Source organism: Microbispora sitophila, assembly GCF_014892245.1.
Classification (GTDB): domain Bacteria; phylum Actinomycetota; class Actinomycetes; order Streptosporangiales; family Streptosporangiaceae; genus Microbispora; species Microbispora siamensis.
This window is the reverse complement of sequence record NZ_JADBGC010000014.1, coordinates 41,954-65,788: the sequence shown is the minus strand read 5'-3', so window position 1 is coordinate 65,788 and position 23,835 is coordinate 41,954. Positions and strand designations below refer to the sequence as shown.

Here is a 23,835-nt window from a genome sequence, read left to right as displayed (position 1 = left end):
TCAACCGCTCACCCCCAGGTGCCGTGTCCATCCTGCCGCAGGGGGAGGAGTTCCCGACGTCAGGTTGGAGGTTCGTCCGGGATGTCGGCGATGTCGTCCAGGGCGGCGGCCAGTTCGTCAGGATGGTCGCCGATCCGCTCGGCGATCTCGATGAGGACGTGCAGCACGTCGTGCCGGTCGTGCCCCAGGTCGATCAGGCGCTGGGCGGCCTCCCACAGCTGCGGCGGGTCGCCGACCCACAGCCGGCCCGCGATCTCCTCGTGCCAGGCGAGGTGCTCCTCCAGGTCCGGACGGCCCAGCTCGTCGGCGTGGTCGATCTCCAGCAGGATGCGCCGGTCGGCCTCGTCCGCCGGGTTCAGCAGGTCGAGGTTGGTCGAGCCGCGCATGCCCTGCAGCAGGGGGAACGCGAACGCGCGCCGGGCCAGCGCGGACAGGTCGCCGTCGGGCAGCAGCCGTTCCACGAGAGAGCGGTCGAGCCCGAAGGTGGCCGGGTCCCGGTAGGCCTCGGTGAAGCGGGCCGTCGCCTCCCAGACCGCGTCGAGCGTCGCCCGTACGCCCTCGTCGGGCAGTCCGATCCGGGGGCCGGCGAAACGCACCCACGCCGACAGCACGTGCGGCATGGCGTCCTGCTCCGCCGGGGTGAGCAGGACCTTGCGGGGCAGCCAGTCGAGCAGGAACGTCTCGCACTTGGTCGGGCTCACCCGCATCGGCCGGCCGAAGTCCTGGTCGCAGCCGTAGTCGATGATGTGGTCGGCGCACCGGGAGGCGGCCGAGGGGTCCGACAGGTTCTCCGCCGCGTCCGAGGCGAGGAACTCGGCCGCCAGCATCGCCCGGCGGTCACGGCTGTAGGGGGCCTCGGTGTGCGCGGGGGCGGGCCGCATCCGCCCTGGCGGCAGCGCCTTGACGCGGGCCCGCGCGAACGCGTGGTAGGCGCTGTAGCTGTCGCTCACCAGCTTCGGGCCCGTGCGGCCGTGCGCGGCGGCCCGGGTCGCCTTCATCGCGAACTCCAGCAGCGCCCGCGCCTGCTGCGGCTCCAGCTCCTCGAACCGCAGCAGCGCGTTGCCCGCCGCCTCCAGCCTGGCCTGCTCCAGCAGCTTGTCGACCTGCGACGACACCCAGGCGTCGCGGGCCATGCCGCCCATGTTGTAGTCGACGACCACGACCAGCGCGTGCCTGTCCTCACCGTTGTAGGCGAACGTGCACACCACGGTGTCCTGGTCGCCGTACACGTCCCTGGAGACGTAGCAGCCGGTCGGCTTGACGGCGCCGACGCGGTCCGCCCAGCGGGGCCGGGCGACGTCGGACTCCATCAGCGCGAGCGCCGCGCCCTCCGCCTTGGCCGCCTGGCGGGCGGTGCCGAGGTAGGCGACGGAGATGAGCAGGGTGAGCGCGGCCGGCGTGCCGGCCTTGGCCGCGTAGTCCACCAGGCCCTCGCCGAGGATCTGCTCGACGTCGCCGCCGCGCAGCCGCCTGCCCCACCACGCGCCGAGCATGTCGGAGACCATGAGCTCGGCGTCGAGCGGGCTGCGCACGGCGAGCAGCTCCCTGGCCGCCAGCAGCATCTCCGCGAACACGTCGTCCGGCGGCCGGGTCTCCCGGGGGTCACGTCGGCGCCGGCGACTCACGAGATCTCGCTCCGCTCGCTCACGGTGACCACCTTCTCGCATTCCCGCCGAGAAGGGCATCAGGAACACGGCCCGGTGACTTCCCCGTTATCTGCCGCTCCAGCCTCTCCCGCCGTACGGCGGCGGGCCGGGGCGACGGCCGCGGGAGCGCCGCGGGGTGCCTCACCTCCGGGAAGGCGGCGCCGAGTTCACCATACCCAGGAGGCGTTCCCGGGCGACCCGTTCGACGATCTCCGGAGTGACGTCGAGCCCCAGATGCTCGCCGCAGGCCCAGGCGTCGGCGACGCAGCGGGCGACTGCGGACAGGGGGACGGTCAGGAATTCCGCGGCCAGCCGGTGGGTCACGAGTTCCGCCGGTTCACGAAGACCCGGCTCCGGTGATGGGCCGCCACTGTTCAGTGCTGCGAGTACGGGCATGGACTGCATTCCTCGCTGAATGGGGACCTGCCGCCCCTTATTCCACCTCTTTCCCCGGCGGTGTCAACCCTTCGCGGGCCGCCGCGTGGGAAGCTGAACCCATGCGAATCCGGCTCGCCCAGGATCCCGAGGCCGACGAGCTGCTCGGCCGCAGCCCCCTCGCACTGCTCATCGGCATGCTGCTCGACCAACAGGTGCCGCTCGAGCGGGCCTTCGCGGGCCCCCGCGCGATCGCCGACCGGCTCGGCCGCGACCTGGACGCGCGTGAGATCGCCTCCTATGATCCTGACCAGTTCGCGGCCCTGCTCGCGGCGACGCCCGCCGTCCACCGTTATCCGAAGGCGATGGCGGCCCGCGTCCAGGCGCTCGCGGCCTATCTCGTCGAGCACTACGATGGCTCGGCCGAGAAGGTATGGGAGGATGTCCGCGACGGCGCCGAACTGCTGCGCCGGCTGCTGGCCCTCCCCGGATTCGGCCGGCAGAAGGCCCAGATCTTCCTGGCCCTGCTGGGCAAGCAGTGCGGTGTGCGCCCGGACGGCTGGCGTGAGGCGGCCGGGCCGTACGGCGAGGAGGGGGTGCACCGGTCGGTGGCCGACGTCGTGGACGCCGAGAGCCTGCAGCTGGTCCGCGCGACCAAGCAGGAAGCGAAGCGGGCGGCCAAGAAGTAGGCCGGATCTTCCTGCGCGAGACGCCGGTCTTTTGACAGGATGCGTTGACCGCATGGCGGGCGGGGCTTCCGTCCGCGCATGCCGATCGCCCATGATGTAGGGCAGATCTGCGCTACCAATCACAGTTATGGAGATGTGCCTCGTGGGAGACGCTGGCACGCGACGGAGGTGCCGACCATGAGCGCCGAAACCTCCGTGCCCCGGCCCCGGGAGCCCGGTTTGGACATATCAGACTCCGACCTCTTCAGAGGCCTGATGTCGGAGGCGCCGTTTGCCTTCGCGTTTTTCGACCCGGATGGGCGTTTCGTCCGGGTCAACTCCACCTTTACCGAGCTGACTGGCCATCCTGTCGAGTTGCATCTTGACCGCCAACCGGCCGAGCTGCTGCCGGCCGACCTGACCACCCTGATCGAGGCGGCGCTGCGCCGGATCGCCGACGAGGCGCTGCCGGTCACCGACCAGCGGATCAGGACCCGCGCCGAGAACGGCGACACCCGCCACTGGACGGTGTCGTTCTTCCCGATGCACGGCGACGACGGCGTCGTCGGGACGGCGCTCTTCGGGGTCGACGTGACCGAGCGGCAGCTGAACGAGGAGGTGCTGGAGCGCAGCGAGGAGCGCTACCGCTCGCTCGTGGAGTCGCAGCAGCAGCTCGTGTGGATCACCTCGCCCAGTGGCGCGGTGGCCGAGGACGCGCCCCAGTGGCGAGCCATCACCGGCCAGGGCCTGGAGGAGTACCTCGCGCACGGCTGGCTGGACGCGGTGCACCCCGACGACCGTCCCGGCACCGAGGAGGCGTGGCGCGAGGCGCTGCGCGGCCGGACGATGTTCGAGTGGAGCTACCGGGTGCGCACCCGGGCCAGCGGCTACCGGCACTTCGAGGTCCGGGCCGTGCCGATCATCAGGCACGGCCGCGTGGTGGAGTGGGTCGGGGCGAACACCGACGTCACGCCGCAGCGTGAGGCCGAGGAGATGCGCGGCCGCCTCACCGACCAGCTCGGCGCCGCCGCGCTGCGCACCGCCCGCCTCCAGGGCGCGACCGCCCAGCTCGCCGAGGCGCTCACGGTCGAGCAGGTGGTGCAGGTCATCATCGACGTCGGCCGTACGGCCCTCGCCGCCGACCACTCGTCCGTGGCCCTGCTCGACCTGGACCGGGCCACGCTGAAGCTGATCAGCAGCGGCGGCACCCCGGATACCCGCGGCGAGGAGATCGACCTCGCGAACCCCAACGTGATGACGATGGCGGTCAACAGCCGCCGCCCGGTCTTCGCAGAGTCGCCCGACAGCCTGCGCGCCCAGCTCGTGGACGCCGGCGCCGACGAGGCGCAGATCTCCGGCTTCCTCACGCAGACCGACGAGCGGGCCTGGGTGGGCCTGCCGCTGCTGGCGGCCGGGCGGGCGCTCGGCGCGCTGCGGTTCTCGTTCACGCGGACCCAGAAGATCTCTCAGGAGGACGGCGTCTTCCTGGAGGCCCTCGCCGGGCAGTGCGCCCTCGCGGTCGAGCGGGCCACGCTGTTCGAGCGCGAGCACAAGACGGCCGAGACGCTGCAGCGCAGCCTGCTGCCCGACCGCCTGCCGGTGGTGCGGGGCCTGATGCTGGCCCACCGCTTCCGCTCCGGCTCGCGCCATGTGCAGGTGGGCGGCGACTGGTACGACGCGTTCGTCCTGCAGGACGGCCGGGTGGCGGCCGTGGTGGGCGACGTCATGGGCAAGGGCGTCAAGGCCGCCGCCGGCATGGGCCGGATCCGCAACGCCATGCGGGCGCTCGCGCTGACCAACCCGCCCCCGGCCGCGGTGCTGACGGGGCTCGACCGCGTCTTCGAGGCGACCGAGGAGGAGGAGCAGGTCACCACCCTGGCGTACATGGTCGTCGAGCCCGGGACCGGGGAGGGCACGCTGGCCCTGGCCGGTCACCCGCCGCCGCTGCTGGTCTCGCCGCAGGGCGTCGGGCTGCTGCACGAGACCGAGCCGGGCACCCCGCTCGGCTGGGCCACGAGCCGCAAGCAGTTCCGGTTCTGCGTGCCGCCGGGTCACACCGCCGTTCTGTACTCGGACGGTCTGGTGGAGAACCGCAAGCGCGGGCTGGACGCCGGGCTCAGGGAGCTTTCGTCCGTCGTGGCCGAAGCGCCCCCGGAGGTCCTGAACAGCCCGAATATGCTGCTCGATTTCCTGGTGGACCACATGCTGTCCGGGTATGAACAGGACGATGACGTAACGGTACTCGCGGTCCACGTTCCACCGGCCACGAAGAGTGACTGAATGAAACAGTCATAACGGTTGCTTTCGGGTATCAGTGACCTCCTTCCGTACGCACTAGTGTCTCGGTCGGCCTAGGGTGGAGGAGCAACCGGCGGGACGCGGCCGTATCACGTACCGTGGCGTGCCACAATGGCATGTCGCGGTCTGCGCGACCTCACCACCGGAAAAGAAGAAGCACCTGGGTCCATTCTCGCCATGCGTTCGTTCGAGAGGTGTTCGTGTCGCCTGCAAGTTCGACTCGCTCGAAGCCGTCGGAGCTGAACGAGCCAGTGATTCAGCAGCTCCTCGAGCGTGGGCGCTCGCAGGGTTTCCTCGAGTCCGAGGATGTCCGCAAGGCCTTCGAGGAAGCGGACATCCCGATGTCGCAAGCCGCTGGATTCCTGCGCAGCCTCAGCAAGGAGGGTGTGACCGTCGTGGTGACGGCCGCCGACTCCGCGGCTCCCAAGCGTTCTCGAGGTCAAGCCAAGCGCCGCACCACCGCGCCCGTCAAGAAGACCACCAAATCCGCGGCGGCCAAGGAGTCGCAGCCGGAGACTGTGACCGCCGTGGTGACCGACTCCGCGCCGGCCGCCAAGCCGGCGCCGAAGAAGCCCGCCCCGGCCAAGCCCGCGCCGCCCGCCGCCAAGGCTCCGGCCAAGCCCGCTCCGCCGAAGAAGGCCGCGCCCGCCAAGCCGGAGGCCCCCGCCACGGGTCCCGAGGCCAAGGCGCCCAAGGCCGACACCAAGCCGAAGTCCGCCGACCTCGCCGAGGACGACGAGGACATCGACCTCGAAGGTGACGTCGACATCGAGGACTTCGACCTCGAGGTCGAGGACGTCGAGATCGACGCCGAGGTGGAGACCGAAGACTCCGACACCGACGCCGAGGGTGAGGCCGACGGCGACGAGCCCAAGGCCGAGGCGCTCGTCCAGTCCGAGGACGAGGTGCTGATCCTCACCGACGACGATGACGACGCGCCCGTCGCCCAGGTCGCGGCGGCCGGCGCCACCGCCGACCCGGTGAAGGACTACCTCAAGCAGATCGGCAAGGTGCCGCTGCTCAACGCCGAGCAGGAGGTCGAGCTCGCCAAGCGGATCGAGGCCGGCCTGTTCGCCGAGGAGCAGCTCGCCCAGGAGGCCGACGGCCTGCCCGTCGACGTCCGCGCCGAGCTGGAGTGGATCGCCGAGGACGGCCACCGCGCCAAGAACCACCTGCTGGAGGCCAACCTCCGCCTCGTGGTCTCGCTGGCCAAGCGGTACACCGGCCGCGGCATGCTGTTCCTGGACCTGATCCAGGAGGGCAACCTGGGCCTGATCCGCGCGGTCGAGAAATTCGACTACACCAAGGGCTACAAGTTCTCCACGTACGCCACCTGGTGGATCCGGCAGGCGATCACCCGGGCCATGGCCGACCAGGCGCGGACCATCCGCATCCCGGTCCACATGGTCGAGGTGATCAACAAGCTGGCCCGCGTCCAGCGGCAGATGCTGCAGGACCTCGGCCGCGAGCCCACGCCGGAGGAGCTGGCCCGCGAGCTCGACATGACCCCTGAGAAGGTCATCGAGGTGCAGAAGTACGGCCGCGAGCCGATCTCCCTGCACACTCCGCTGGGCGAGGAGGGCGACAGCGAGTTCGGCGACCTCATCGAGGACTCCGAGGCCATCGTCCCGGCCGACGCCGTCAGCTTCACGCTGCTGCAGGAGCAGCTGCACTCCGTTCTCGACACGCTGTCGGAGCGGGAGGCGGGCGTGGTGTCGATGCGGTTCGGCCTCACCGACGGGCAGCCGAAGACCCTGGACGAGATCGGGAAGGTCTACGGCGTGACCCGCGAGCGGATCCGCCAGATCGAGTCCAAGACCATGTCGAAGCTGCGCCACCCCTCCCGTTCCCAGGTGCTGCGCGACTACCTGGACTGACGCAACGAGTCGATCGTCCCCCCGGCCACGCACCACGGCCGAGGGGACGACGACGTTTACACAGCGGTAACGTCGTGGTAGCGCCACGGGCACGTTGACGCTCCTAGGCTCGCGCCTCATGGGAGTGATCGAAGTGGATCGGGCGCGTGCTCGGGGGCCACGAGTGATCCCGGACCGCCCGTGGGCGGACACCATGCTCGACGAGGCGGTCGAGGCCGCCTCCCGGGGCGACCTCAGACCGGCGGCAGCCGTCCTCGCGGACAGCAGGGGCGACCCGGAGACGCGGTCGCTGCGGGTGGAGGCGCTGTCGCGAGCCGTCATCGGGGCGAGCCGGTCGATCGAGGCGCTGCTCGCCCACGACCAGGGCAACCCCGACCTCTGGCTGTGGCTCGGCCGGGCCCGCCTGGAGGAGGCCTGGGAGCTGCGGCCCGACGTACGGGCCAGGGCGGTGCAGGCGGACCGGCTGCACGCCTACCGGTCGGCGATGGAACGGGCCAGGCAGCCGCTGCTGACGGCGGCCGGGCTCGCGCCGGGCGACCCGGTGCCGTGGGAATGCCTGATGTGGCTGGCCATCGGCCTGGACCGGCCGCGCACCGACAAGGACGCCGTCTGGTACGAATGCTCCCGCCGGTGGCCGACGCTGTATTCGGGGGCGCTGGCCCGCCTGATCACCCTGTCGCCCGGCTGGGGCGGCACCGCTCAGGAGATGCTCGGCTTCGCTCGCTCGGCCGCGGCGCACGCCCCGGAGGGCAGCCCGCTCCCGGCACTCGTGCCGCTGGCCCACTTCGAGATCGTCGCCGCCGGTCGCACCCCCATGTCCCGGGGCGGCTGGTTCTCCTTCGAGGCGCAGCGCGAGATCGTCTCGGCCGCCGGTCACTGGGCGGAGCGGCGCCTCGGCGGGGCGCACCCGCGTTCGGTCGAGGCGCACAACGTCTTCGGCGCCGCCTTCTACCTGTCCGACCTCCGGCGTCCGGCGCGCGGGCACCTCGCCAGGACGGGCGGCCGCTTCAGTCGGCTGCCCTGGTCGCACCTCGGCGATCCGGCGCAGCAGTACCGCAGGGCCTGCGCCCGGCTCAACCTCTGACTCACTCGTCCACGATCACGTCGAGCGTCCGCGGCCTTCCCCGCCCGCCCGGCGCCGCCAGTTCCACCCGATGTCCCAGGCCGGTCAGCAGGTCGGCCAGATCCCCGGCCGTGCGGGGCCGGTCGGGGGTCTCGACGAGTGAGCGGGCCACCACGCCCCGGGTGGCCTTCGCCATGTGGCTGACGACGGTGCGCTTCCCGGCCGCCTCCCTCAGCACCCGTACGGCCACGCCGCGTTCGCCGGGCTGCCAGGCGGCGGCGTACGTCGCGGACCGCATGTCCACCACGAGCCCCTTCGTCGCGTCGAGCACCGCGCTGATCGACGGCCGCCAGAACGCGGCCAGGCCGCCCATCGGCGGCAGCCGTACGCCCATGGACAGCCGGTAGGGCGGCACGCGGTCGGACGGGCGCAGCAGGCCCCACAGCGCCGAGAACACGACGATCCTCCGGTCGGCCCGCCGCCGGGCCTCGGGGGAGAGGGTGGCCAGGCCCAGGTTGTCGTACAGCACGCCCGTGTAGAGGGCGGCGACGGGCAGCGTGCGCGCCGTGGGGAGGGTCAGGTTGCGCTCGATCTCGCCGGCCTGCCCATCCGACAGGCCGAGCACGTCGCGCGCCTCGGGCGTGTGGCAGAGCGAGACGAGGGCGTCGAGGACCTTCTCGCGCGGCGAGGCGAGTTCGGGGAAGCTGAGCCGGCGGACGGTGGAGGTGCCCCGCTCGGCCTTCCCCTCCGACGGCGGAAGCAGGATGAGCACGGTTCCGCAGCCTACTGCGCCCCGACCGGAGAGGCCCCGACCGGAGAGTTTCCCCGATCGGGGCGCCACCCCCGAAGCGACGCGTCGCTCAATCCCGGCCGGTCTCCACGGCCTTGAGCACGGCCTCCGCGATCGAGCGCGGATCCACGCCGAAATGCCTGCGTACCGCCTCGCGGGTGCCCGACAGCCCGAACCCGTCGGTGCCGAGCGAGGTCCACGGCCGGTCGATCCACGGGCTGATCTGGTCCGGCACCGCGCGCATCCAGTCGCTGACCGCGATCACCGGCCCCGAGGTCCCGGCCAGGGCCTGCCGGATGTAGGGCACGCCCGCGGTGGTCATGGCGTCGCGGCGCAGCTCGCTCCAGGAGGTGACCGACCACACGTCCACGCCCAGGCCGTACTCCTCCCGGAGCAGTCGCTGCGCGTCCAGCGCCCAGTGGATCGCGGTGCCGCTGGCCAGCAGGTGAGCCTGACCGCCGCCGGCGGCGTACCGGTAGATCCCCCGGAGGATGCCCTCCTCGACTCCCTCGGGCATCGGGGGCTGGGGCAGCGGCTCGTTGTAGACGGTCAGGTAGTAGAACACGTCCTCGCCGTCGGGGCCGTACATGCGCCGGAGCCCCTCACGCACGATCGCCCCCACCTCGTAGGCGAAGGCGGGATCGTAGGCCAGGCACGCCGGGTTGGCGGAGGCGAGGAGCTGGGAGTGACCGTCCGCGTGCTGCAGGCCCTCTCCGGTCATCGTGGTCCGCCCGGCGGTGGCGCCGACGAGGAACCCGCGGCCGAGCTGGTCGGCCAGCGCCCACATCTGGTCGCCGGTGCGCTGCCAGCCGAACATCGAGTAGAAGATGTAGAAGGGGATCATGGCTTCGCCGTGGGTGGCGTAGCTGGAGGCCGCGGCCGTGAACGACGCCATCGACCCGGCCTCGGTGATGCCTTCCAGCAGGATCTGCCCATCGACCGCCTCCTTGTACGACAGCAGCAGGTCCCGGTCGACGGACTCGTAGCGCTGGCCCAGCGGCGAATAGATCTTGGCGGTGGGAAACAGCGACTCCATGCCGAACGTCCTGGCCTCGTCGGGCACGATCGGCACCCAGCGGCGTCCTGTCTCCGGCTCCCTCATCAGGTCCTTGATCAGGCGGACGAAGGCCATCGTCGTGGCCACCGGCTGCTTCGGGCCCTTCTCCAGGGCCCGGAACGGCGCCTCGCCCGGGGCCGGCAGCGGGCGGTGGGCGACCGTGCGACGGGGGACGGGCCCGCCCAGGTCGCGGCGCCGCTCGGCGGCGTACCGCGCCTCGGGCGAGTCCGGCCCGGGATGCAGGTATGGCGGCAGGTCGCCGTCGAGCGCCTCGTCCGGCACCGGCAGGCCGAGCCGGTCGCGCAGCGCACGGAACTCGTCCTGGGTGAGCTTCTTCATCTGGTGGTTGGCGTTGCGCGCCTCGATCCCCGCGCCGAGGGTCCAGCCCTTCACGGTCTGCACGAGGACCACCGTGGGCGCGCCCCGGTTGTCCAGGGCCCTGCGGTAGGCCGCGTACACCTTCGGCGGCTCGTGGCCCGCCCGCGATCCGCCGACGATCCGCTGCAGGTCCGCGTCCGAGTACGGCACGTCCAGTCCCCGGAACAGCCGCTCCCTGATATAGGCGCCCGTCGAGGCGGCGAACGTCTGGAACTGCCCGTCCGGCACCTCGCCCAGCCGGGCCACCAGCTCGTCCGAGCGGAGCAGTCCGTCCCACTCCCGGCCCCACAGCGCCTTGACGACGTGCCAGCCCGCGCCCCTGAAGACGCCCTCGAGCTCCTGCACGATGCGGGTGTTGCCGCGCACCGGCCCGTCGAGCCGCTGCAGGTTGCAGTTGATCACGAAAGTGAGGTTGTCGAGCCCTTCGCGGGCGGCCAGGGTGAGGGCGGCCGTGGACTCCGGCTCGTCCATCTCACCGTCGCCCAGGAAGGCCCACACGTGGCTGCGCGAGGTGTCCTTGATGCCGCGATTGTGCAGATAGCGGTTGAACCTGGCCTGGTAGATCGCGTTGAGCGGGCCGAGGCCCATGGAGACGGTGGGGAACTGCCAGAAGTCCGGCATGGACCGCGGGTGCGGGTACGACGGCAGCCCGCCCTCGGGCTCACGCCTGAACAGGTCGAGCTGGGCTTCGCTCAGCCTGCCCTCCAGGAAGGCCCGGGCGTAGATGCCGGGGGAGGCGTGGCCCTGGAAGTAGACCTGGTCGCGGCCGGCGTGGAAGAAGTGGTTGAAGCCCACCTCGTACAGCCAGGCGGCCGAGGCGTAGGTCGCCAGGTGGCCGCCGAGCCCCAGCCGGCTCCCTCTGGTGATCATCGCTGCGGCGTTCCACCGGTCGTACGCGGCGATGCGTTCCTCCAGCTCCAGGTCACCCGGGTAGCGGGGCTCCTCGGAGGTCGGGACGGTGTTGATGTAGCGGGTGGTCGTCGCCAGCCGCCTCAGCAGGTAGTCGGCCCGTTCGGGGCCGGCTGCACGGCGGACCGCCTCGAGGGATTCGAGCCATTCGGCGGTCTCCTGCGGATCCAGGTCTTCGTCCATGTATTCATTAAACACCCTATGATCGATCATAGGATGTCTGCGATGCGGCCCTATCATCGGTGTCGTGGAACCCGTCGTACGGTCGCCGCTTCGCGACCAGATCCGGCAAGCCGTGCTCGACGGCCTGATCAACGGGCGATGGAAGCCCGGCGACCGCCTCGTCGAGCGGCACATGGCGGCGGAGCTGAGCGTCAGCCAGGCCCCGGTGCGTGAGGCCCTGCGCGAGCTGGAGGCGCTCAGGCTCATCGAGTCCGCGCCCAACAAGGGCGCGCGGGTCCGCAGGCTCACCCGGGAGGATCTCCGCGAGGTGTACCAGGTGCGGGCGGGCCTGGAGGAGACCGCCGTCCGGCTGGGCAGGCCCCGCGTGGAGGCGCTGCGTACGCACCTCGGCCGCCTGCACGAGGCGGCGGCGGCCGGCTCCCTGCACGATCAGGTGCGGCACGGCGTCGCCTTTCACCGGGAGATCGTGAAGGCCTCGGGCAACGAGGTGCTGCTGTCGGTGTGGGAGTCGCTCGGCATCGAGGTGTGGACCCACCTGTCGATCCGCCTGTTCCGGATGCGCCCGCACGAGAACGCCGCCGACCACGGGCCTCTCGTGGAGGCGTTCGCGCGGAACGACCCCGAGGTGGGCGTCCTGCTCCGCGAGCACGTGCTCGGCTACGCCCCGGTCGCTCCCGGGGGAACGATCTAGCCTTTCTGGCCGGTCGTGGCGATGCCCCGCACGAAGTAGCGCTGGCCGGCGAAGAAGACGACGACCAGCGGCAGCGTGGTGATCACGCTCGCGGCCAGGACGATCTCCCACTTGGGGTCGCCGCCCTGGTAGAACTGGTCGACCACGGCCTTGAGCCCGCGCGGCAGCGTGAACAGCGCGGGATCCTGCAGGTAGATCAGCGGCTTCATCAGGTCGAACCAGCTCGCCTTGAGCTCGAAGATGAACGCGATGATCAGGGCCGGGCGGCCGAGGGGCAACGCGATCCGCCAGAACAGGTCGAGGTAGGACGCGCCGTCCACCCTGGCCGCCTCGAAGACGTAGCGCGGGATGCCGAGGAAGAACTGGCGCAGCAGGAAGATGTAGAACGCCGACCCGAACACGTTGCCCGCCCACAGCGGCACCTGCGTGCCGGTCAGGCCGACCGAGTTCCAGATCAGGTACGTCGGCACGAGCGTGACGGCCGCCGGAAGCATCATCGTGGCGAGCACGCTGCCGAACAGCACGCCGCGCCCAGGGAAACGGAAGTAGGCGAACCCGAAGGCGACGAACGCGCTCGACACGGTCACCGTGAGGGCCGCCATGACCCCCACGACGACCGTGTTGAACAGCCAGGCCAGCATCGGCGCGGCGTCCCACACGTTCGCGTAGTTCTCCGGGGCGAACGGGTGCGGCCAGGGGAGGAACGGGTCGGCGAACGTCCGGTCGCGCGGCTTCAGCGAGGCCACGACCAGCCACACGAACGGGTAGAGGAACACCGCCGCGGCGGCCGAGAGCATGATGAGGAAGAACGCCCTGCGGGTGCCGGCCGTGCCCGGGCGGTCGTCGCGCGCCGCCGCCCGCGCCCGCTCCGCCACGCCGGCGGCCCCCGGCAGCGTACGGCCCGCCGTCGTGGTCATCGCGTCCCTCCCGGAGGCTCGGCCGCGTAGTAGACGAACCGGTTGCCGACCTTGACCTGCACGATCGTGATGACCCCGATGATCGTGAACAGCAGCCAGGCGAGCGCCGACGCGTAGCCCATGTGCAGGAACTGGAAGCCCTGCTGGAACAGATAGACGACGTAGAACAGGGCCGAGTCGCCGTAGGAGTGCTGGGCGGTCTGGTTGCCGAAGAACATCGTGTAGACCTGGTCGAACATCTGCAGCGCCGCGATCGTGTTGATGATCAGCACGAAGAACAGCGCGGAGCTGATCATCGGCAGCGTCACCGAGCGGAACCGCTGCCAGGGGCCCGCGCCGTCGATCATCGCGGCCTCGTACAGGTCGCGCGGCACGTTGCGCAGGGCGGCGAACAGGATGATCGTCGTCGAGCCGAGGTTCCACAGCGACATCAGCACGATGCCGGGCTTGACCCACGCGGGGTCGGTCGTCCACTGCGGCCCGTCCACGCCGAACAGCCCGAGGAACTGGTTGACCAGCCCCGCCTGGCCGTTCAGCAGGAACAGGAACAGCACGCCCACCGCGACGTACGGCGTCATCGACGGCAGGTAGAACACCGTGCGGAAGAACCCGGCGGCCCGGCCGGTGACGCGGTTGAGCATGAGCGCGAGCAGCAGTGAGATCACCAGCGCCAGCGGCACGTGCAGGACCGTGTAGAAGGCCGTGTTGCCGATCGCCCCGGCGACCTTCGGGTCCTCCGTCATCGCGGCGTAGTTGCCGAGGCCGACGAACTTCGGCCTGGAGATCAGGTCGTAGTCGGTCAGCGAGAGCACGAGGCTCGCGACCATGGGCCCGGCCTGGAAGACCACCAGGCCGATCAGCCATGGCAGCAGGAACACGTAGGCCCAGCGGGCCTCGTGGCGGGCCAGTCCGGAAAGCGGGCGAGCCACGTCAGCCCGCCGCGGCCCGGAGGGCCTTGGTGGCCTCCTGATGCGCCTGGGCCAGCGCGGCCTTCGCGTCCTGGCGTCCCTGCATCACCCGGGTCGCCGCGTCGAGCCAGGCGGTGCGGAACTCCGCCGCGGCGGCCGACTGCGGGACGACGAAGCCCTTGTCCTGCACGCCCAGGATCGTCGCGGTCGCGTCGTCGTACGGCTTGTGCCCGCTCGGCTTGACGATCTGGGAGAAGATCGCCTGGTCGGCCTTGGCGTTGGCCGTGAACGTGCCCGGGTAGGGCTTGCCCTCCTGGGCCCGCTTGGCCGCCCGCGCCTTCGCCGCCGCGATCCAGGTGTCGGCCGAGGTCATCGTCTTGATCCACTGGCAGGCGACGTCCGGGTGCTTGGCCCCTTTGGGGATGACCCAGCCGTTGCCGCCGACCATGGTGACCGGATTGCCCTGCCTGTCCTTGAACGGCAGTACGGTGATCTTCGCGTCGGGGGAGGTGCTCGCCATGGAGGTGACCAGGAACTGCTCGGTGAGCATCATCCCGATCTGGTCCTCGGCGATCGGGTTCTTCTCGCCGAAGTAGTCGAAGGTGTCGGTGAACGCCTTGAGCTTGGTCCAGCCGCCCTGGTCGTCGAGCAGCCCGTTGGCGTAGTCGAGCGCCTCCGCGACCTTCGGGTCGTCGAGGCGGGAGGTCTTCCCGTCCGCCGACAGCAGGTCGGCACCGTTGGCCTTGGCCCACAGGGGGAGGAACTCCGGCAGCTTGGGGTAGAAGCCGAAACGCTCGATCCTGCCGCCGGAGACCTTGTTCATCTTCCTGGCCAGGGCGGCCAGGGTGTCCCAGTCGGAGGTGTCGATGCTCGCCGGGTCCACTCCGGCGTCCTTGGCGGCCTTGTCGTTCACCAGCAGGATGATCGAGGTGTAGAACTCCGGCACGCCGTACCACTTGTCGTTCAGCTTCACCTGCTGCTGGGCGGCGGGGTAGAAGTCGGACATCGGGATGCCCTCCTTGGCCACACAGTCGTCCAACGGCTGGATCGCGCCCCCGGCGGCGTACGTGCCGATCAGTTCGCGGCCGAGGTAGACGACGTCGGGCGGGTTGCCGCTCGCCACCGCCGACAGGAAGGCCTGCTCGTCGAACTGGCCCTGGTTGACGGTGAGCTTCACCTCGGGATGCGCCTTCTTGAAGGCGTCCACCCGGGTCGTGGCGATCTCGTCGGGGAAGCCGAAGCCCATGGTGGTCAGGGCGGAACCGCCGCCCGGCGACGCGCCGTCCGCGGCTCCCACGCCGCCGCACGCGGACAGGGCCGATACGCCTGCCAGGGCTGTGGCCAGTACGACGATGCCGGTACGGTTCCTGCGCGATGGGGACACCGCCGCTCCTTCGAGGGGGGTTCGAGGGATCGAAAGCCTCCCACTGCCCAGGAGGCAAGATCTAAACCCGAGTAGTGCAGGTCAGCTAGGCTGCGCCGGGTGGATCGGGATATTTCACAGTTCGACCTGCTGGTCGATGCGGCATGGCCGGCGCCGGGACGGGCCGAGGACGGCGGCTGGGTCTACCGGCATGCGGGCGGTGTGACGAAACGGGCCAACTCGGTGCTGGCGTTGGGAGAGTGCGCGGACCTGCCGGAGGCGGTCGACCGGGCCGAGCGGTTCTACGCGGGCATCGGGCAGCCCTGCGTGTTCTCGGTCGGCATGGGCGCGACTCCCGGGCTCGACGACGAACTCGGCCGCCGGGGCTACCTGCTCGTGGACCCCACCCTGGTGATGACCAGGCCGCTCACCGGCGATGAGCCTGCCGCCGCCGCGGCGGTGGAGGACAGGCCGTCCGAGCGTTGGCTGCGCACCTGGTGGAGCGTGGACGGCGGGCGCCACGGCGACACCGGGGAGATTCCGGCGCGGACATGGGGCGAGCGGATCCTCGGTGGGGTGCCCGCCGGGTACGTCCTCCTCGACGAGGGCGCGGTGGGAAGGGGCGTGCCGCAGGGGCGCTGGCTCGGGGTCTACTGCATGGCGGTCGAGCCGCACGCCAGACGGCGAGGGCTGGGCGCGGCCGTGCTGCGCACCCTGCTCGCCTGGGGGCGGGGACGCGGCGCCGACAGCGCCTATCTGGTGGTGACCGAGGCCAACGCCGGTGCCCGCGCGCTCTACGGGCGCGAGGGCTTCACCGTCGCCGGCCGCTATCACTACCGGGTGCGGGCCTGACCCACCGGCGCCGTCCGCCGCGAACCCCGGGGGAAGCGGGGAACGGCGGTCGCGCCGGTCGGGTCGTCCGGGTTGATGGCTTATATGGCGACGGCGCGCGGAGCCGACATCATCGTCTGACGCTCCGGCACGCCGTCTATAGGGTCAGCGCTCGCCGTCAGGGGCGGTCGCGGGGGATTCACTGAGTCGGGCCGACTCGTCCTGGATCTCAGCACCTTTGTCGCGCAGCACAGTCACGTGCTGACGCCCGTGGTGGGCGCAGAACAGCAACTCCCCACCCACGGGCAGGGTCGCGCGGATGTAGGCCTGAGCACCGCACCGGTCGCACCGGTCCAGGGCCGTCAGCGGCTTGATGGGGGCGAGAGCTCCAGTCACGTATCGCCTTTCGGGTCGCCCCACGCTGTGGGGACGTTGGCGTCAGTCACTTGGGACAACATCTAACCGGATACGGCCCTTCCCAATCATGCTCCGACTACGCCGAGAGCAGAATGATCCGTAAAGTGACGCGGATCACAGCGAAAGTGCCGGTCATTGTGCTGCGCCTGGCAAGCTTGTGCGCGTACAAACATGAGTGGCGTTAAGCTGCGTACGCGTGTTCGATTGATAAGTAGGAGTTGGGTGTGACTGCGGTTCGCGCGGAGACGGGGTACACCGCCCGTCATCTCTCTGTGCTGGAAGGCCTGGAGGCCGTCCGCAAGCGCCCGGGGATGTACATCGGCTCCACGGACACGCGCGGCCTCATGCACTGCCTGTGGGAGATCGTGGACAACGCCGTCGACGAGGCGCTCGGCGGCTACTGCACGCGGATCGAGGTCGAGCTGCACGCGGACGGCTCGATCGAAGTGCGTGACAACGGGCGTGGCATCCCCGTCGACATCGAGCCCAAGAGCGGCCTGGCCGGCGTCGAGCTCGTCTACACGAAGCTCCACGCGGGCGGCAAGTTCGGCGGCGGTTCCTACGGCGCCTCCGGCGGTCTGCACGGCGTCGGCGCCTCGGTGGTCAACGCGCTGTCCTCCCGCGTCGACGTGGAGGTCGACCGCGACGGCAAGGTCCACCAGATCAGCTTCCGCCGGGGCGTGCCCGGCGTTTTCGACGGCGACGGCCCGACCGCCAAGTTCCGCAAGAAGTCCGGCCTGCGCGACGGCGGCCCGGCCCCGCGCAACACCACCGGCACCCGCGTGCGCTTCTGGGCCGACCGGCAGATCTTCCTGCCCGAGGCGGAGGTCTCGCTCGACGAGATCCACGTGCGGCTGCGCCAGACGGCCTTCCTGGTGCCGGGGCTCACGCTCGTGGTGCGCGACGTCCGCGGCGAGGAGCCGGTCGAGGAGACGTTCCGCTTCGACGGCGGCATCAGCGAGTTCACCGAGTTCCTGTCCCGTGACGAGGCCGTGTGCGACGTGCTGCGGCTGCAGGGAGAGGGCCACTTCCACGAGACGGTCCCCGTGCTCGACGAGCAGGGCCACATGACGCCGACGGAGATCGAGCGGGAGCTCACCGTCGACGTCGCGATCCGTTGGGGGAAGGGCTATGAGACGACCGTACGCTCGTTCGTGAACGTGATCGCCACGCCGAAGGGCGGCACCCACGTGGCGGGGTTCGAGCGGGCGCTGGTCCGCACGGTCAACGAGCAGCTCAGGGAGACCCGGCTGCTGAAGAACGGCGACGAGCCGGTGACCAAGGAGGACATCCTCGAAGGGCTGACCGCGGTGGTCACCGTGCGGGTTCCCGAGCCGCAGTTCGAGGGCCAGACCAAGGAGGTGCTCGGCACCTACGCGGCCAGCCGCATCGTCGCCCACGTGGTCGCCCGGGAGCTCAAGGCGCTGTTCGCCAACCCCAAGCGGGGGCAGAAGCAGCAGCTGCGCGCGGTGCTGGAGAAGGTCGTCGCCGCGGCCAAGGCCCGCATCGCCGCCCGCGAGCACCGCGACAACCAGCGGCGCAAGTCCGCCCTGGAGAACTCGGCGCTGCCCGCCAAGCTGGTCGACTGCCGCAGCGACGACGTGGACCGCAGCGAGCTGTTCATCGTCGAGGGTGACTCCGCGCTGGGCACGGCCAAGCTCGCCCGCGACTCGGAGTTCCAGGCGCTGCTGCCCATCCGCGGCAAGATCCTGAACGTGCAGAAGGCGTCGGTCGCCGACATGCTCAAGAACGCCGAGTGCGCCGCCATCATCCAGGTGGTCGGCGCCGGGTCCGGCCGCTCGTTCGACATCGATTCGGCCCGCTACGGCAAGATCATCTTGATGGCCGATGCGGACGTGGACGGCGCGCACATCCGCTGCCTGCTGCTCACGCTCTTCCACCGCTACATGAAGCCGATGGTCGAGGCCGGGCGGGTGTTCGCCGCGGTTCCGCCGCTGCACCGCATCGAGGTCACCAACCCCGGGCGTGGCCAGGACAAGTACATCTACACCTACAGCGACGCCGAGCTGCACAAGGTCCTGCGCGACCTGGAGCGGCGCGGCAAGCGCTGGAAGGACCCCGTGCAGCGTTACAAGGGCCTCGGCGAGATGGACGCCGACCAGCTCGCCGAGACGACCATGGACCCCCGCCACCGCGTCCTGCGCCGCGTGCGGATCGAGGACGTGGAGGACGCCGAGCACATCTTCAACCTCCTCATGGGCAGCGACGTGGGCCCGCGCCGCGAGTTCATCATCGGCAGCGCCGCCGAGGTGGACCGCGACCACATCGACGCCTGACCGGTGCCCGGCGCCACGCCGGGCACCGGCTCACCGTCGTGAGCTCAGCATCGCTGGCCGTTGGCGTAGTCGATTTCCGGGTAGTAGGCCACCCTCTGGCAGAAGTAGCTCCCGGAGGGGATGGTGATCGTTCCCCAGGTGCCGGTGCCCGACCCTGTGCAGCCGCTGGCCGTGATGATGTAGCCCAGCAGGTCGGACAGGAGGAATCGGGTGCCGCTCGCGCAGGTGTAGTTGGCGTCGTCGGCCGTGGCGGGCGCGGCCGTGACGGCGCTCGCCAGGACGACGGCGGCGGAGACCGTGACCACGCGCGTGACCAGAGCGTTCATGGGGGGCGCCCTTCCCGGGGGAGGAGGTGCGGACGCGTGCATCCCTACCCGGGCCGCCCCAGGGTCGATCTGACGGGCGGTGTCCACAATCGGCCACGCGACGGCCGGGGCGGACCTCGTCGGGTTATCTGTGATCATGTGCTCATGACAGCTCTTGAACGCGAGCAGAAGAGCCAGGTGACCGTGCGGCCGCTCACCGCCGAGGACGTCACCTGGGTGCGGGAGTTGTTCACCGAGCGGTGGGGAGGGGTCGTATCGGTCAGCCGAGGCGTCGCCCACGACACGACCGCGCTTCCCGGATTCGTCGCGCTGCTCGACGGGGCACGCGCGGGCGTCGCCACCTACAGAATCGCCGGCCGGGAGTGCGAACTCGTCACACTCGACTCCGTACGCGAAGGGGCCGGAGTGGGCACCGCCCTCATCGACGCCGTGGCCGGAGCGGCGTGCGCCGGAGGCGCCGTCCGACTGTGGCTGGTCACGACGAACGACAACCTGCGCGCGCTGCGCTTCTACCAGCGGTACGGCTTCGACCTCGTCGCCGTGCACCGCGACGCCGTCGCACGGTCGCGTGAGCTCAAGCCGTCGATCCCCGAGATCGGTCTCGACGGCATCCCGATCCGCCACGAGGTCGAACTCGAAATGCCCTCGAGCCTGCTCGGGCTCATCCCGACTCGATCTCCAGGGTGCTGACGCGGTTGCGGGCCTCCAGCATGCCCTCCCGGTAGCGCTCGTCCCAGTCCGGGTCGTCGTCGCGGATGGCTCTGACCGTCTGCCTGGTGAGCTCCACCGGCCCGTTGGGACCGGGAGCGACCTTGCGTACGACGATCAGGGTCCACCCATTCTCCATGACCGTGTCGGTCTCCCAGCGGGGTGAGCCGGCCGCCTCCCGCGGGGACGCCGGCTTCCCGCCGCGTACGAGCGTCACGAGCAGATACACGAGCACGGCGATGACGATGAGCGTCACCGGAAGGGCGAGCAGGCGCATCGGGGTCCCGGCTCCCTACTTGGTGGGCAGAGCGACGCCTCCAGTATTGCCCGGCGCGTACACCGTGATGCCCTGGGGCAGGGCCTTCAGCTTCTCGATCTCCGCGCACGTGGGGCACTTGTTGTAGCCGTCCTGCCGGGCCTTGTTGGCCTCCGCCTCGGCGCGTGCCTGGGCGACCTTCGCCTGTGCCTCGGTGACCTTCGCGAACGCGGCCTGCGCCTGGTTGACCGCCTCCTGGACCTCCGAGGGCAGGGTCACCCGCGAGAGGTTGAAGTGGATGCCGGTGAGGTAGTCGGCGCCGAGGGTCGACTTGAGGTCCTCGGCCAGGCTCGTGTTGACCGCGTTCTGGATCTTGGCGATGTTCGCGTTGTTGCCCTGTTGCGGCGTGCCCCCGCCCTGCTGGCCGGCGCTGTTGTTCTGCACGAGCGCGCAGGAGGAGACCAGTTCCGCGCAGCGGAAGTTGTTGATCTGGGTGCGCAGATCGTTGTCGATCACCGGCCGGATGATCTGGTCGAGGAAGGCCGACCAGCCCTCGTCGCCCTCCCAGGGGTAGTAGGTCCCGCCGTTGGTGCTGCGGAACTTGCGCGTGCCGAACTTGTCGTCGAACGACTTCAGCGTCTGGTGGTCGAGGTTGAGGCCGAAGTAGAGCGTGCCTTCGATGCCCATGTTGACGCCGTCGCCGCTCGGCACGTTGACGACGTCGACACCGGACCTCTCGCCGTGTCCGGCGTCGGAGGTGATCGTGTAGAACCTCTGCTGGGCGGGATAGCGGTGCATCTGGGACCACCAGCCGATCCAGGTCACCCCGGAGCCCGGGTCGATGACCTGACGGACCTTGTTGTCGTCGAGCGGGCCGCCGTCGCGGACGACCGCCACCTCGCCGCCGCTGGTGCGCTCGAACCCGCTGAACGCGCCGATCAGGGTCGGCGCCCCGACGACGATGAGCGCGAGGATCACCAGGATGGCGATGCCACGGTAGGACCTGCGCGACGTGCCGCCGGAGGCGGAGGAAGTGCGGCTGGGCATGCGGGCTCCTTGGGGGGCGCCTCGGGACCGGTTGCGGTACCGGGGAAAAGCTCACGTGTCGTCGGCAGGACAACGTAGCAGCCGGGTGCCCCGGTTCCGGAAGGCCCTCGTCCCGGGGGCCGCCATCGGGTTGCCGCAGTCGATGTCGGAGGCGGCGGTCAGGACGCGTGGGTGGCCACGGCGACGACGCGTCGGTGAGCTTGCCGGCATCTCACCGGCGTGCCCTTCCCCACCACGCCGCTCCCGGCCGCCTGACCCTGTAGACGTCAGTGCGCCAGGCTGGGCGCGAACTCGTCGGCACCGGCCGGGCGACCTTCCGGCCGATCAGCGCCATGAGCTTGCGCGGCCGGCGCGGCATGAGGTGAGCCATCATCAGGGTGACCGGCGTCGAGCGCGTCCCGTATGAGCTATGCGTGCTGGTGGCGCTGCGCAAGGCGATCCCGGCGGCGGGAGATCTGGGTGGAAGGCGGCAAGATCTGGCGCAACCCCGAGGCCGACCTGCCGGCCGACTTCGACGACAACCGCGACGCGCAGCTAGAGCCGGCAGCCCTGGACTGCGGAACATCGTTCCCATGGAAACGTCGGGCTGGTTGCTGAAGTCTGCGGCGATTTCCTCGAGGAGGTCCCGGTTCGGCGTGTCCCGGCCGTCAGGCATCGGCTTGTCCTTTTCCTGGTAGGAGGCGTTCGAGCGCCGCCGTGGAGCCGTCGATGACCAGTCCCGGGGCCGTGGCTGCCTGCAGGGTCATGAGTCCTGTGAAGAGCGCGACGAGCACTTGCGGCGGCGCGGTGATCGTGGCTTCGGGCCGGCGCTCGGTCGAGCAGGGGCGTACGTCGATCCGGCCGTGGTCGGCGGTGATGTCGCAGCCGTCGTACAGATCGCTGAGGCGCACGGTAACGGCCGGCTCGTCAGGGGAGCCGTCCCGGCACAGATGGCGCAGCGGCAGCGAGAACCAGTGCATCCTGAACTCGTCACCGGCCGGCGGGGCGATCATCAGGGGTGCGCCCCAGCGCGACAGTTCGCGTACCACGCCGCTGAGGTCCCGGCCGCGAGCGGGGAGACTGATCAGCGTCGCGGCGATCGGTGGCGGCTCGTCGTGCCGCGTGATCAGGCCGGTCGTCTCCATCTCGCGCAGGCGCTCGGCGAGCAGGTTGCTGGCGATGCCGGGCAACCCGCGGCGCAGATCGGAGAACCGGCAGGGACCTTGAGTGAGCAGTTCGCGGACGATGAGCAGCGTCCAGCGGTCGCCAACCACGCTGGCAGCGGCCCCGGCGAACAGGCGCAGCTCGTACCAGCCGTAGTAGGAGACATACAGTCCGGCGAGGATGAGGAGGACGCCGCTGACCGCGGCACATACGGCAGGACGCGGCGCATCCTGGCCACGACGGCGCCACGCGCCAGCGCGACCGCCAGTGACAGGAGCGTGATCACCAGGCCCATGCCGAGCGCGTAAGCGAGGAAGACCGCCAGGCCGCCGAGGATGCCGCCGCTGGTCAGCGAGGCTGTGATGGCCAGGAACGGGCCGACGGTGCAGGACAGAGAGGCGACGGCGTAGGACAGGCCGTAGCCGTAGTGGGACAGGCTCCTGGTGCGCAGGGCGGGCACGCGCAGCAGCGGCTCGCGGCTGTGGCCTCGGCCGACCCTGCGGCGGCGGTGGACATGCCGCTGGTATCGGCCAGGAGTGCGGTCAGGTAGGCGGGCAGCAGGGCGAAGCCGCACGGGTTGAGGGCGGCCACGGTGCCCGCGGTCACCGCCAGGTCGCTCATCCCGCACGTAGCTTCTCGAGGTGCGCGGCGAGCTCCTCGGCGCCCAGCGGACCGGTGGCCTTGGTGGTGGTTCCGTCGGGCCGCATGAACAGGAAAGTCGACTGGGAGGCGACGCCGAGCTTGGCCCAGACCGCGCCCTTCTCATCCGACAGGTGGGTGAGGCCGCCGGTGCCGGTCTGCTGGACGAACTCCTTCATCGCCGCTTCGCCATCCAGGCTCGCGACGCCGACGAAGGACACGTCCTGGTAGGTGGCGGCGGCTCCCGCTCAGGCTCGGCCATGCCGGCGAAGAACGCAAACAGCGCCGCACCGAATTCGGCGCGCAGCTGCCGGCACCAGCATGAAGCGCAGCGTGTGGTACTTGGGAGCGACCTTGCCGCCCCGGGTTCGACAGACGCTGCCCGCAGGCACCTCGCACATCGGGCAGTCGAACTGTTCGACGGCAGCGGCCGGATCGGCGAGCTCGGTTATGGTGCAAAACCTATCGCCGTACGGCAGGCCGGGGCGGCCTGCCGTACGGGGGCGGGGATTCAGAGCTCGACGGGCTGAAGCCGTCCCGTGTGCACGTCGTACAGCGCGCCGCCCACGACGAGGTCCTTGGGCAGGTAGGGGCTGGACTTGATGCGGGTGATGTCGTGCCGCAGCGTGGCCCGCTGGTCGGGGACGGTCTGGAACTCGAGGCTGCGGGTGTCGACGCCGTACTCGTTGGCGATGAGGTTGTGCACGTCCTCGTCGGTCGACTTGGACATCCGGCAGTCGGTGTGCGGCATCACCAGCACGCGGTCGACTCCGAGCAGGTAGACGGCGAGGACAAGGGTCCGCAGGACGTCGTCGGTCACCCGCGCGCCCGCGTTGCGCAGGATCTTCGCGTCGCCCGCGCTCAGGCCGAGCAGCCCGAGCGGGTCGATACGGGAGTCCATGCACGTCACCACCGCGAGCCCACGCGCCGCGCGGCCGCTGAGGCCGGAGTGGGTGAACGTGCTCGCGTACTTCTCGTTGGCGTCCAGCAGGTCGTCGAAAGCACCGGTCATGTCACAGATGTTGCCTGATGCCCCTCAACCGGTCAT

22 protein-coding genes are annotated in these 23,835 nt (G+C 70.5%); 8 read left to right on the top strand and 14 right to left on the bottom strand.

What is annotated here, in order from left to right:
* Positions 1–59: 59 nt before the first annotated feature.
* The gene (locus tag IL992_RS25295) at positions 60–1,562 is read right to left on the bottom strand and encodes a hypothetical protein (protein WP_193206029.1); all 1,503 of its coding nucleotides are present in this window, start codon (positions 1,560–1,562) and stop codon (positions 60–62) included.
* Positions 1,563–1,787: 225 nt separating this feature from the next.
* Positions 1,788–2,042: a hypothetical protein gene (locus IL992_RS25290; protein WP_193205867.1), complete on the bottom strand. Its 255-nt coding sequence runs from the start codon at positions 2,040–2,042 to the stop codon at positions 1,788–1,790.
* A gap of 101 nt (positions 2,043–2,143) precedes the next feature.
* Between IL992_RS25290 and IL992_RS25285 the strand changes: the two genes are divergently transcribed.
* From IL992_RS25285 to IL992_RS25270, 4 genes are all read left to right on the top strand, one after another.
* Complete coding sequence (locus IL992_RS25285; RefSeq protein WP_193205866.1) at positions 2,144–2,710, top strand: HhH-GPD-type base excision DNA repair protein; 567 nt, start codon at positions 2,144–2,146, stop codon at positions 2,708–2,710.
* Between the two features lie 177 nt (positions 2,711–2,887).
* Positions 2,888–4,969 (top strand): SpoIIE family protein phosphatase, encoded by a 2,082-nt coding sequence (locus IL992_RS25280; protein WP_193205865.1) that lies wholly within the window; start codon positions 2,888–2,890, stop codon positions 4,967–4,969.
* Between the two features lie 218 nt (positions 4,970–5,187).
* Entirely contained in the window at positions 5,188–6,864 is a 1,677-nt protein-coding gene (locus tag IL992_RS25275) for an RNA polymerase sigma factor (RefSeq protein WP_319018813.1), read from the top strand.
* Between the two features lie 118 nt (positions 6,865–6,982).
* Positions 6,983–7,948: a hypothetical protein gene (locus IL992_RS25270; protein WP_193205863.1), complete on the top strand. Its 966-nt coding sequence runs from the start codon at positions 6,983–6,985 to the stop codon at positions 7,946–7,948.
* Between the two features lies 1 nt (position 7,949).
* On the opposite strand, the gene IL992_RS25265 is transcribed toward IL992_RS25270, so the two are convergent.
* Together IL992_RS25265 and aceE are read right to left on the bottom strand one after the other, a co-directional pair.
* Entirely contained in the window at positions 7,950–8,699 is a 750-nt protein-coding gene (locus IL992_RS25265; protein WP_193205862.1) for a YaaA family protein, read from the bottom strand.
* A gap of 88 nt (positions 8,700–8,787) precedes the next feature.
* Positions 8,788–11,244 carry a pyruvate dehydrogenase (acetyl-transferring), homodimeric type gene (aceE, locus tag IL992_RS25260; protein WP_193205861.1) on the bottom strand — a complete coding sequence of 819 codons (2,457 nt, stop codon included), beginning with the start codon at positions 11,242–11,244 and terminating at the stop codon, positions 8,788–8,790.
* A 64-nt stretch (positions 11,245–11,308) separates the two neighbouring features.
* Here aceE and IL992_RS25255 point away from each other — a divergent pair, with 64 nt between their 5' ends.
* Complete coding sequence (locus IL992_RS25255; RefSeq protein ID WP_319018812.1) at positions 11,309–11,935, top strand: GntR family transcriptional regulator; 627 nt, start codon at positions 11,309–11,311, stop codon at positions 11,933–11,935.
* Here IL992_RS25255 and IL992_RS25250 read toward each other — a convergent pair.
* Genes IL992_RS25250 through IL992_RS25240 form a run of 3 tightly spaced genes read right to left on the bottom strand, consistent with a single transcriptional unit; the run spans position 11,932 to position 15,144 of the window.
* A complete protein-coding gene (locus IL992_RS25250; RefSeq protein WP_193205860.1) occupies positions 11,932–12,852 on the bottom strand; it encodes a carbohydrate ABC transporter permease in 921 nt (306 codons plus the stop codon). The genes IL992_RS25255 and IL992_RS25250 overlap by 4 nt on opposite strands.
* On the bottom strand, positions 12,849–13,781 hold the full coding sequence (locus tag IL992_RS25245; RefSeq protein ID WP_319018811.1) for a carbohydrate ABC transporter permease: 933 nt from the start codon (positions 13,779–13,781) through the stop codon (positions 12,849–12,851). The genes IL992_RS25250 and IL992_RS25245 overlap by 4 nt, the downstream gene beginning before the upstream one ends.
* Before the next feature lies 1 nt (position 13,782).
* A complete protein-coding gene (locus tag IL992_RS25240; RefSeq protein WP_319018810.1) occupies positions 13,783–15,144 on the bottom strand; it encodes an ABC transporter substrate-binding protein in 1,362 nt (453 codons plus the stop codon).
* A 99-nt stretch (positions 15,145–15,243) separates the two neighbouring features.
* Here IL992_RS25240 and IL992_RS25235 point away from each other — a divergent pair, with 99 nt between their 5' ends.
* Positions 15,244–15,975: a GNAT family N-acetyltransferase gene (locus IL992_RS25235; RefSeq protein WP_193205859.1), complete on the top strand. Its 732-nt coding sequence runs from the start codon at positions 15,244–15,246 to the stop codon at positions 15,973–15,975.
* A gap of 144 nt (positions 15,976–16,119) precedes the next feature.
* Here the strand turns inward: IL992_RS25235 and IL992_RS25230 are convergent, their stop codons facing one another.
* A complete protein-coding gene (locus tag IL992_RS25230; protein ID WP_142561501.1) occupies positions 16,120–16,350 on the bottom strand; it encodes a DUF7455 domain-containing protein in 231 nt (76 codons plus the stop codon).
* A 245-nt stretch (positions 16,351–16,595) separates the two neighbouring features.
* Here IL992_RS25230 and IL992_RS25225 point away from each other — a divergent pair, with 245 nt between their 5' ends.
* The gene (locus IL992_RS25225; RefSeq protein ID WP_193205858.1) at positions 16,596–18,668 is read left to right on the top strand and encodes a DNA gyrase/topoisomerase IV subunit B; all 2,073 of its coding nucleotides are present in this window, start codon (positions 16,596–16,598) and stop codon (positions 18,666–18,668) included.
* Between the two features lie 44 nt (positions 18,669–18,712).
* Here IL992_RS25225 and IL992_RS25220 read toward each other — a convergent pair whose 3' ends face one another.
* Positions 18,713–18,994, bottom strand: coding sequence for a hypothetical protein (locus tag IL992_RS25220; RefSeq protein ID WP_193205857.1), 282 nt, complete (start codon positions 18,992–18,994; stop codon positions 18,713–18,715).
* A gap of 144 nt (positions 18,995–19,138) precedes the next feature.
* Between IL992_RS25220 and IL992_RS25215 the strand changes: the two genes are divergently transcribed.
* On the top strand, positions 19,139–19,684 hold the full coding sequence (locus tag IL992_RS25215) for a GNAT family N-acetyltransferase (RefSeq protein WP_193205856.1): 546 nt from the start codon (positions 19,139–19,141) through the stop codon (positions 19,682–19,684).
* On the opposite strand, the gene IL992_RS25210 is transcribed toward IL992_RS25215, so the two are convergent.
* From IL992_RS25210 to IL992_RS25190, 5 genes are all read right to left on the bottom strand, one after another.
* On the bottom strand, positions 19,656–19,979 hold the full coding sequence (locus tag IL992_RS25210; protein WP_193205855.1) for a hypothetical protein: 324 nt from the start codon (positions 19,977–19,979) through the stop codon (positions 19,656–19,658). The genes IL992_RS25215 and IL992_RS25210 overlap by 29 nt on opposite strands.
* Before the next feature lie 15 nt (positions 19,980–19,994).
* Positions 19,995–21,005: an SPFH domain-containing protein gene (locus IL992_RS25205; protein WP_193205854.1), complete on the bottom strand. Its 1,011-nt coding sequence runs from the start codon at positions 21,003–21,005 to the stop codon at positions 19,995–19,997.
* Between the two features lie 647 nt (positions 21,006–21,652).
* Entirely contained in the window at positions 21,653–22,258 is a 606-nt protein-coding gene (locus IL992_RS25200; RefSeq protein WP_319018809.1) for a winged helix-turn-helix transcriptional regulator, read from the bottom strand.
* 507 nt (positions 22,259–22,765) lie between these two features.
* On the bottom strand, positions 22,766–23,008 hold the full coding sequence (locus IL992_RS25195; RefSeq protein WP_193205853.1) for a TlpA family protein disulfide reductase: 243 nt from the start codon (positions 23,006–23,008) through the stop codon (positions 22,766–22,768).
* Positions 23,009–23,298: 290 nt separating this feature from the next.
* On the bottom strand, positions 23,299–23,799 hold the full coding sequence (locus IL992_RS25190; RefSeq protein ID WP_193205852.1) for a beta-class carbonic anhydrase: 501 nt from the start codon (positions 23,797–23,799) through the stop codon (positions 23,299–23,301).
* Between the last annotated feature and the right edge of the window lie 36 nt (positions 23,800–23,835).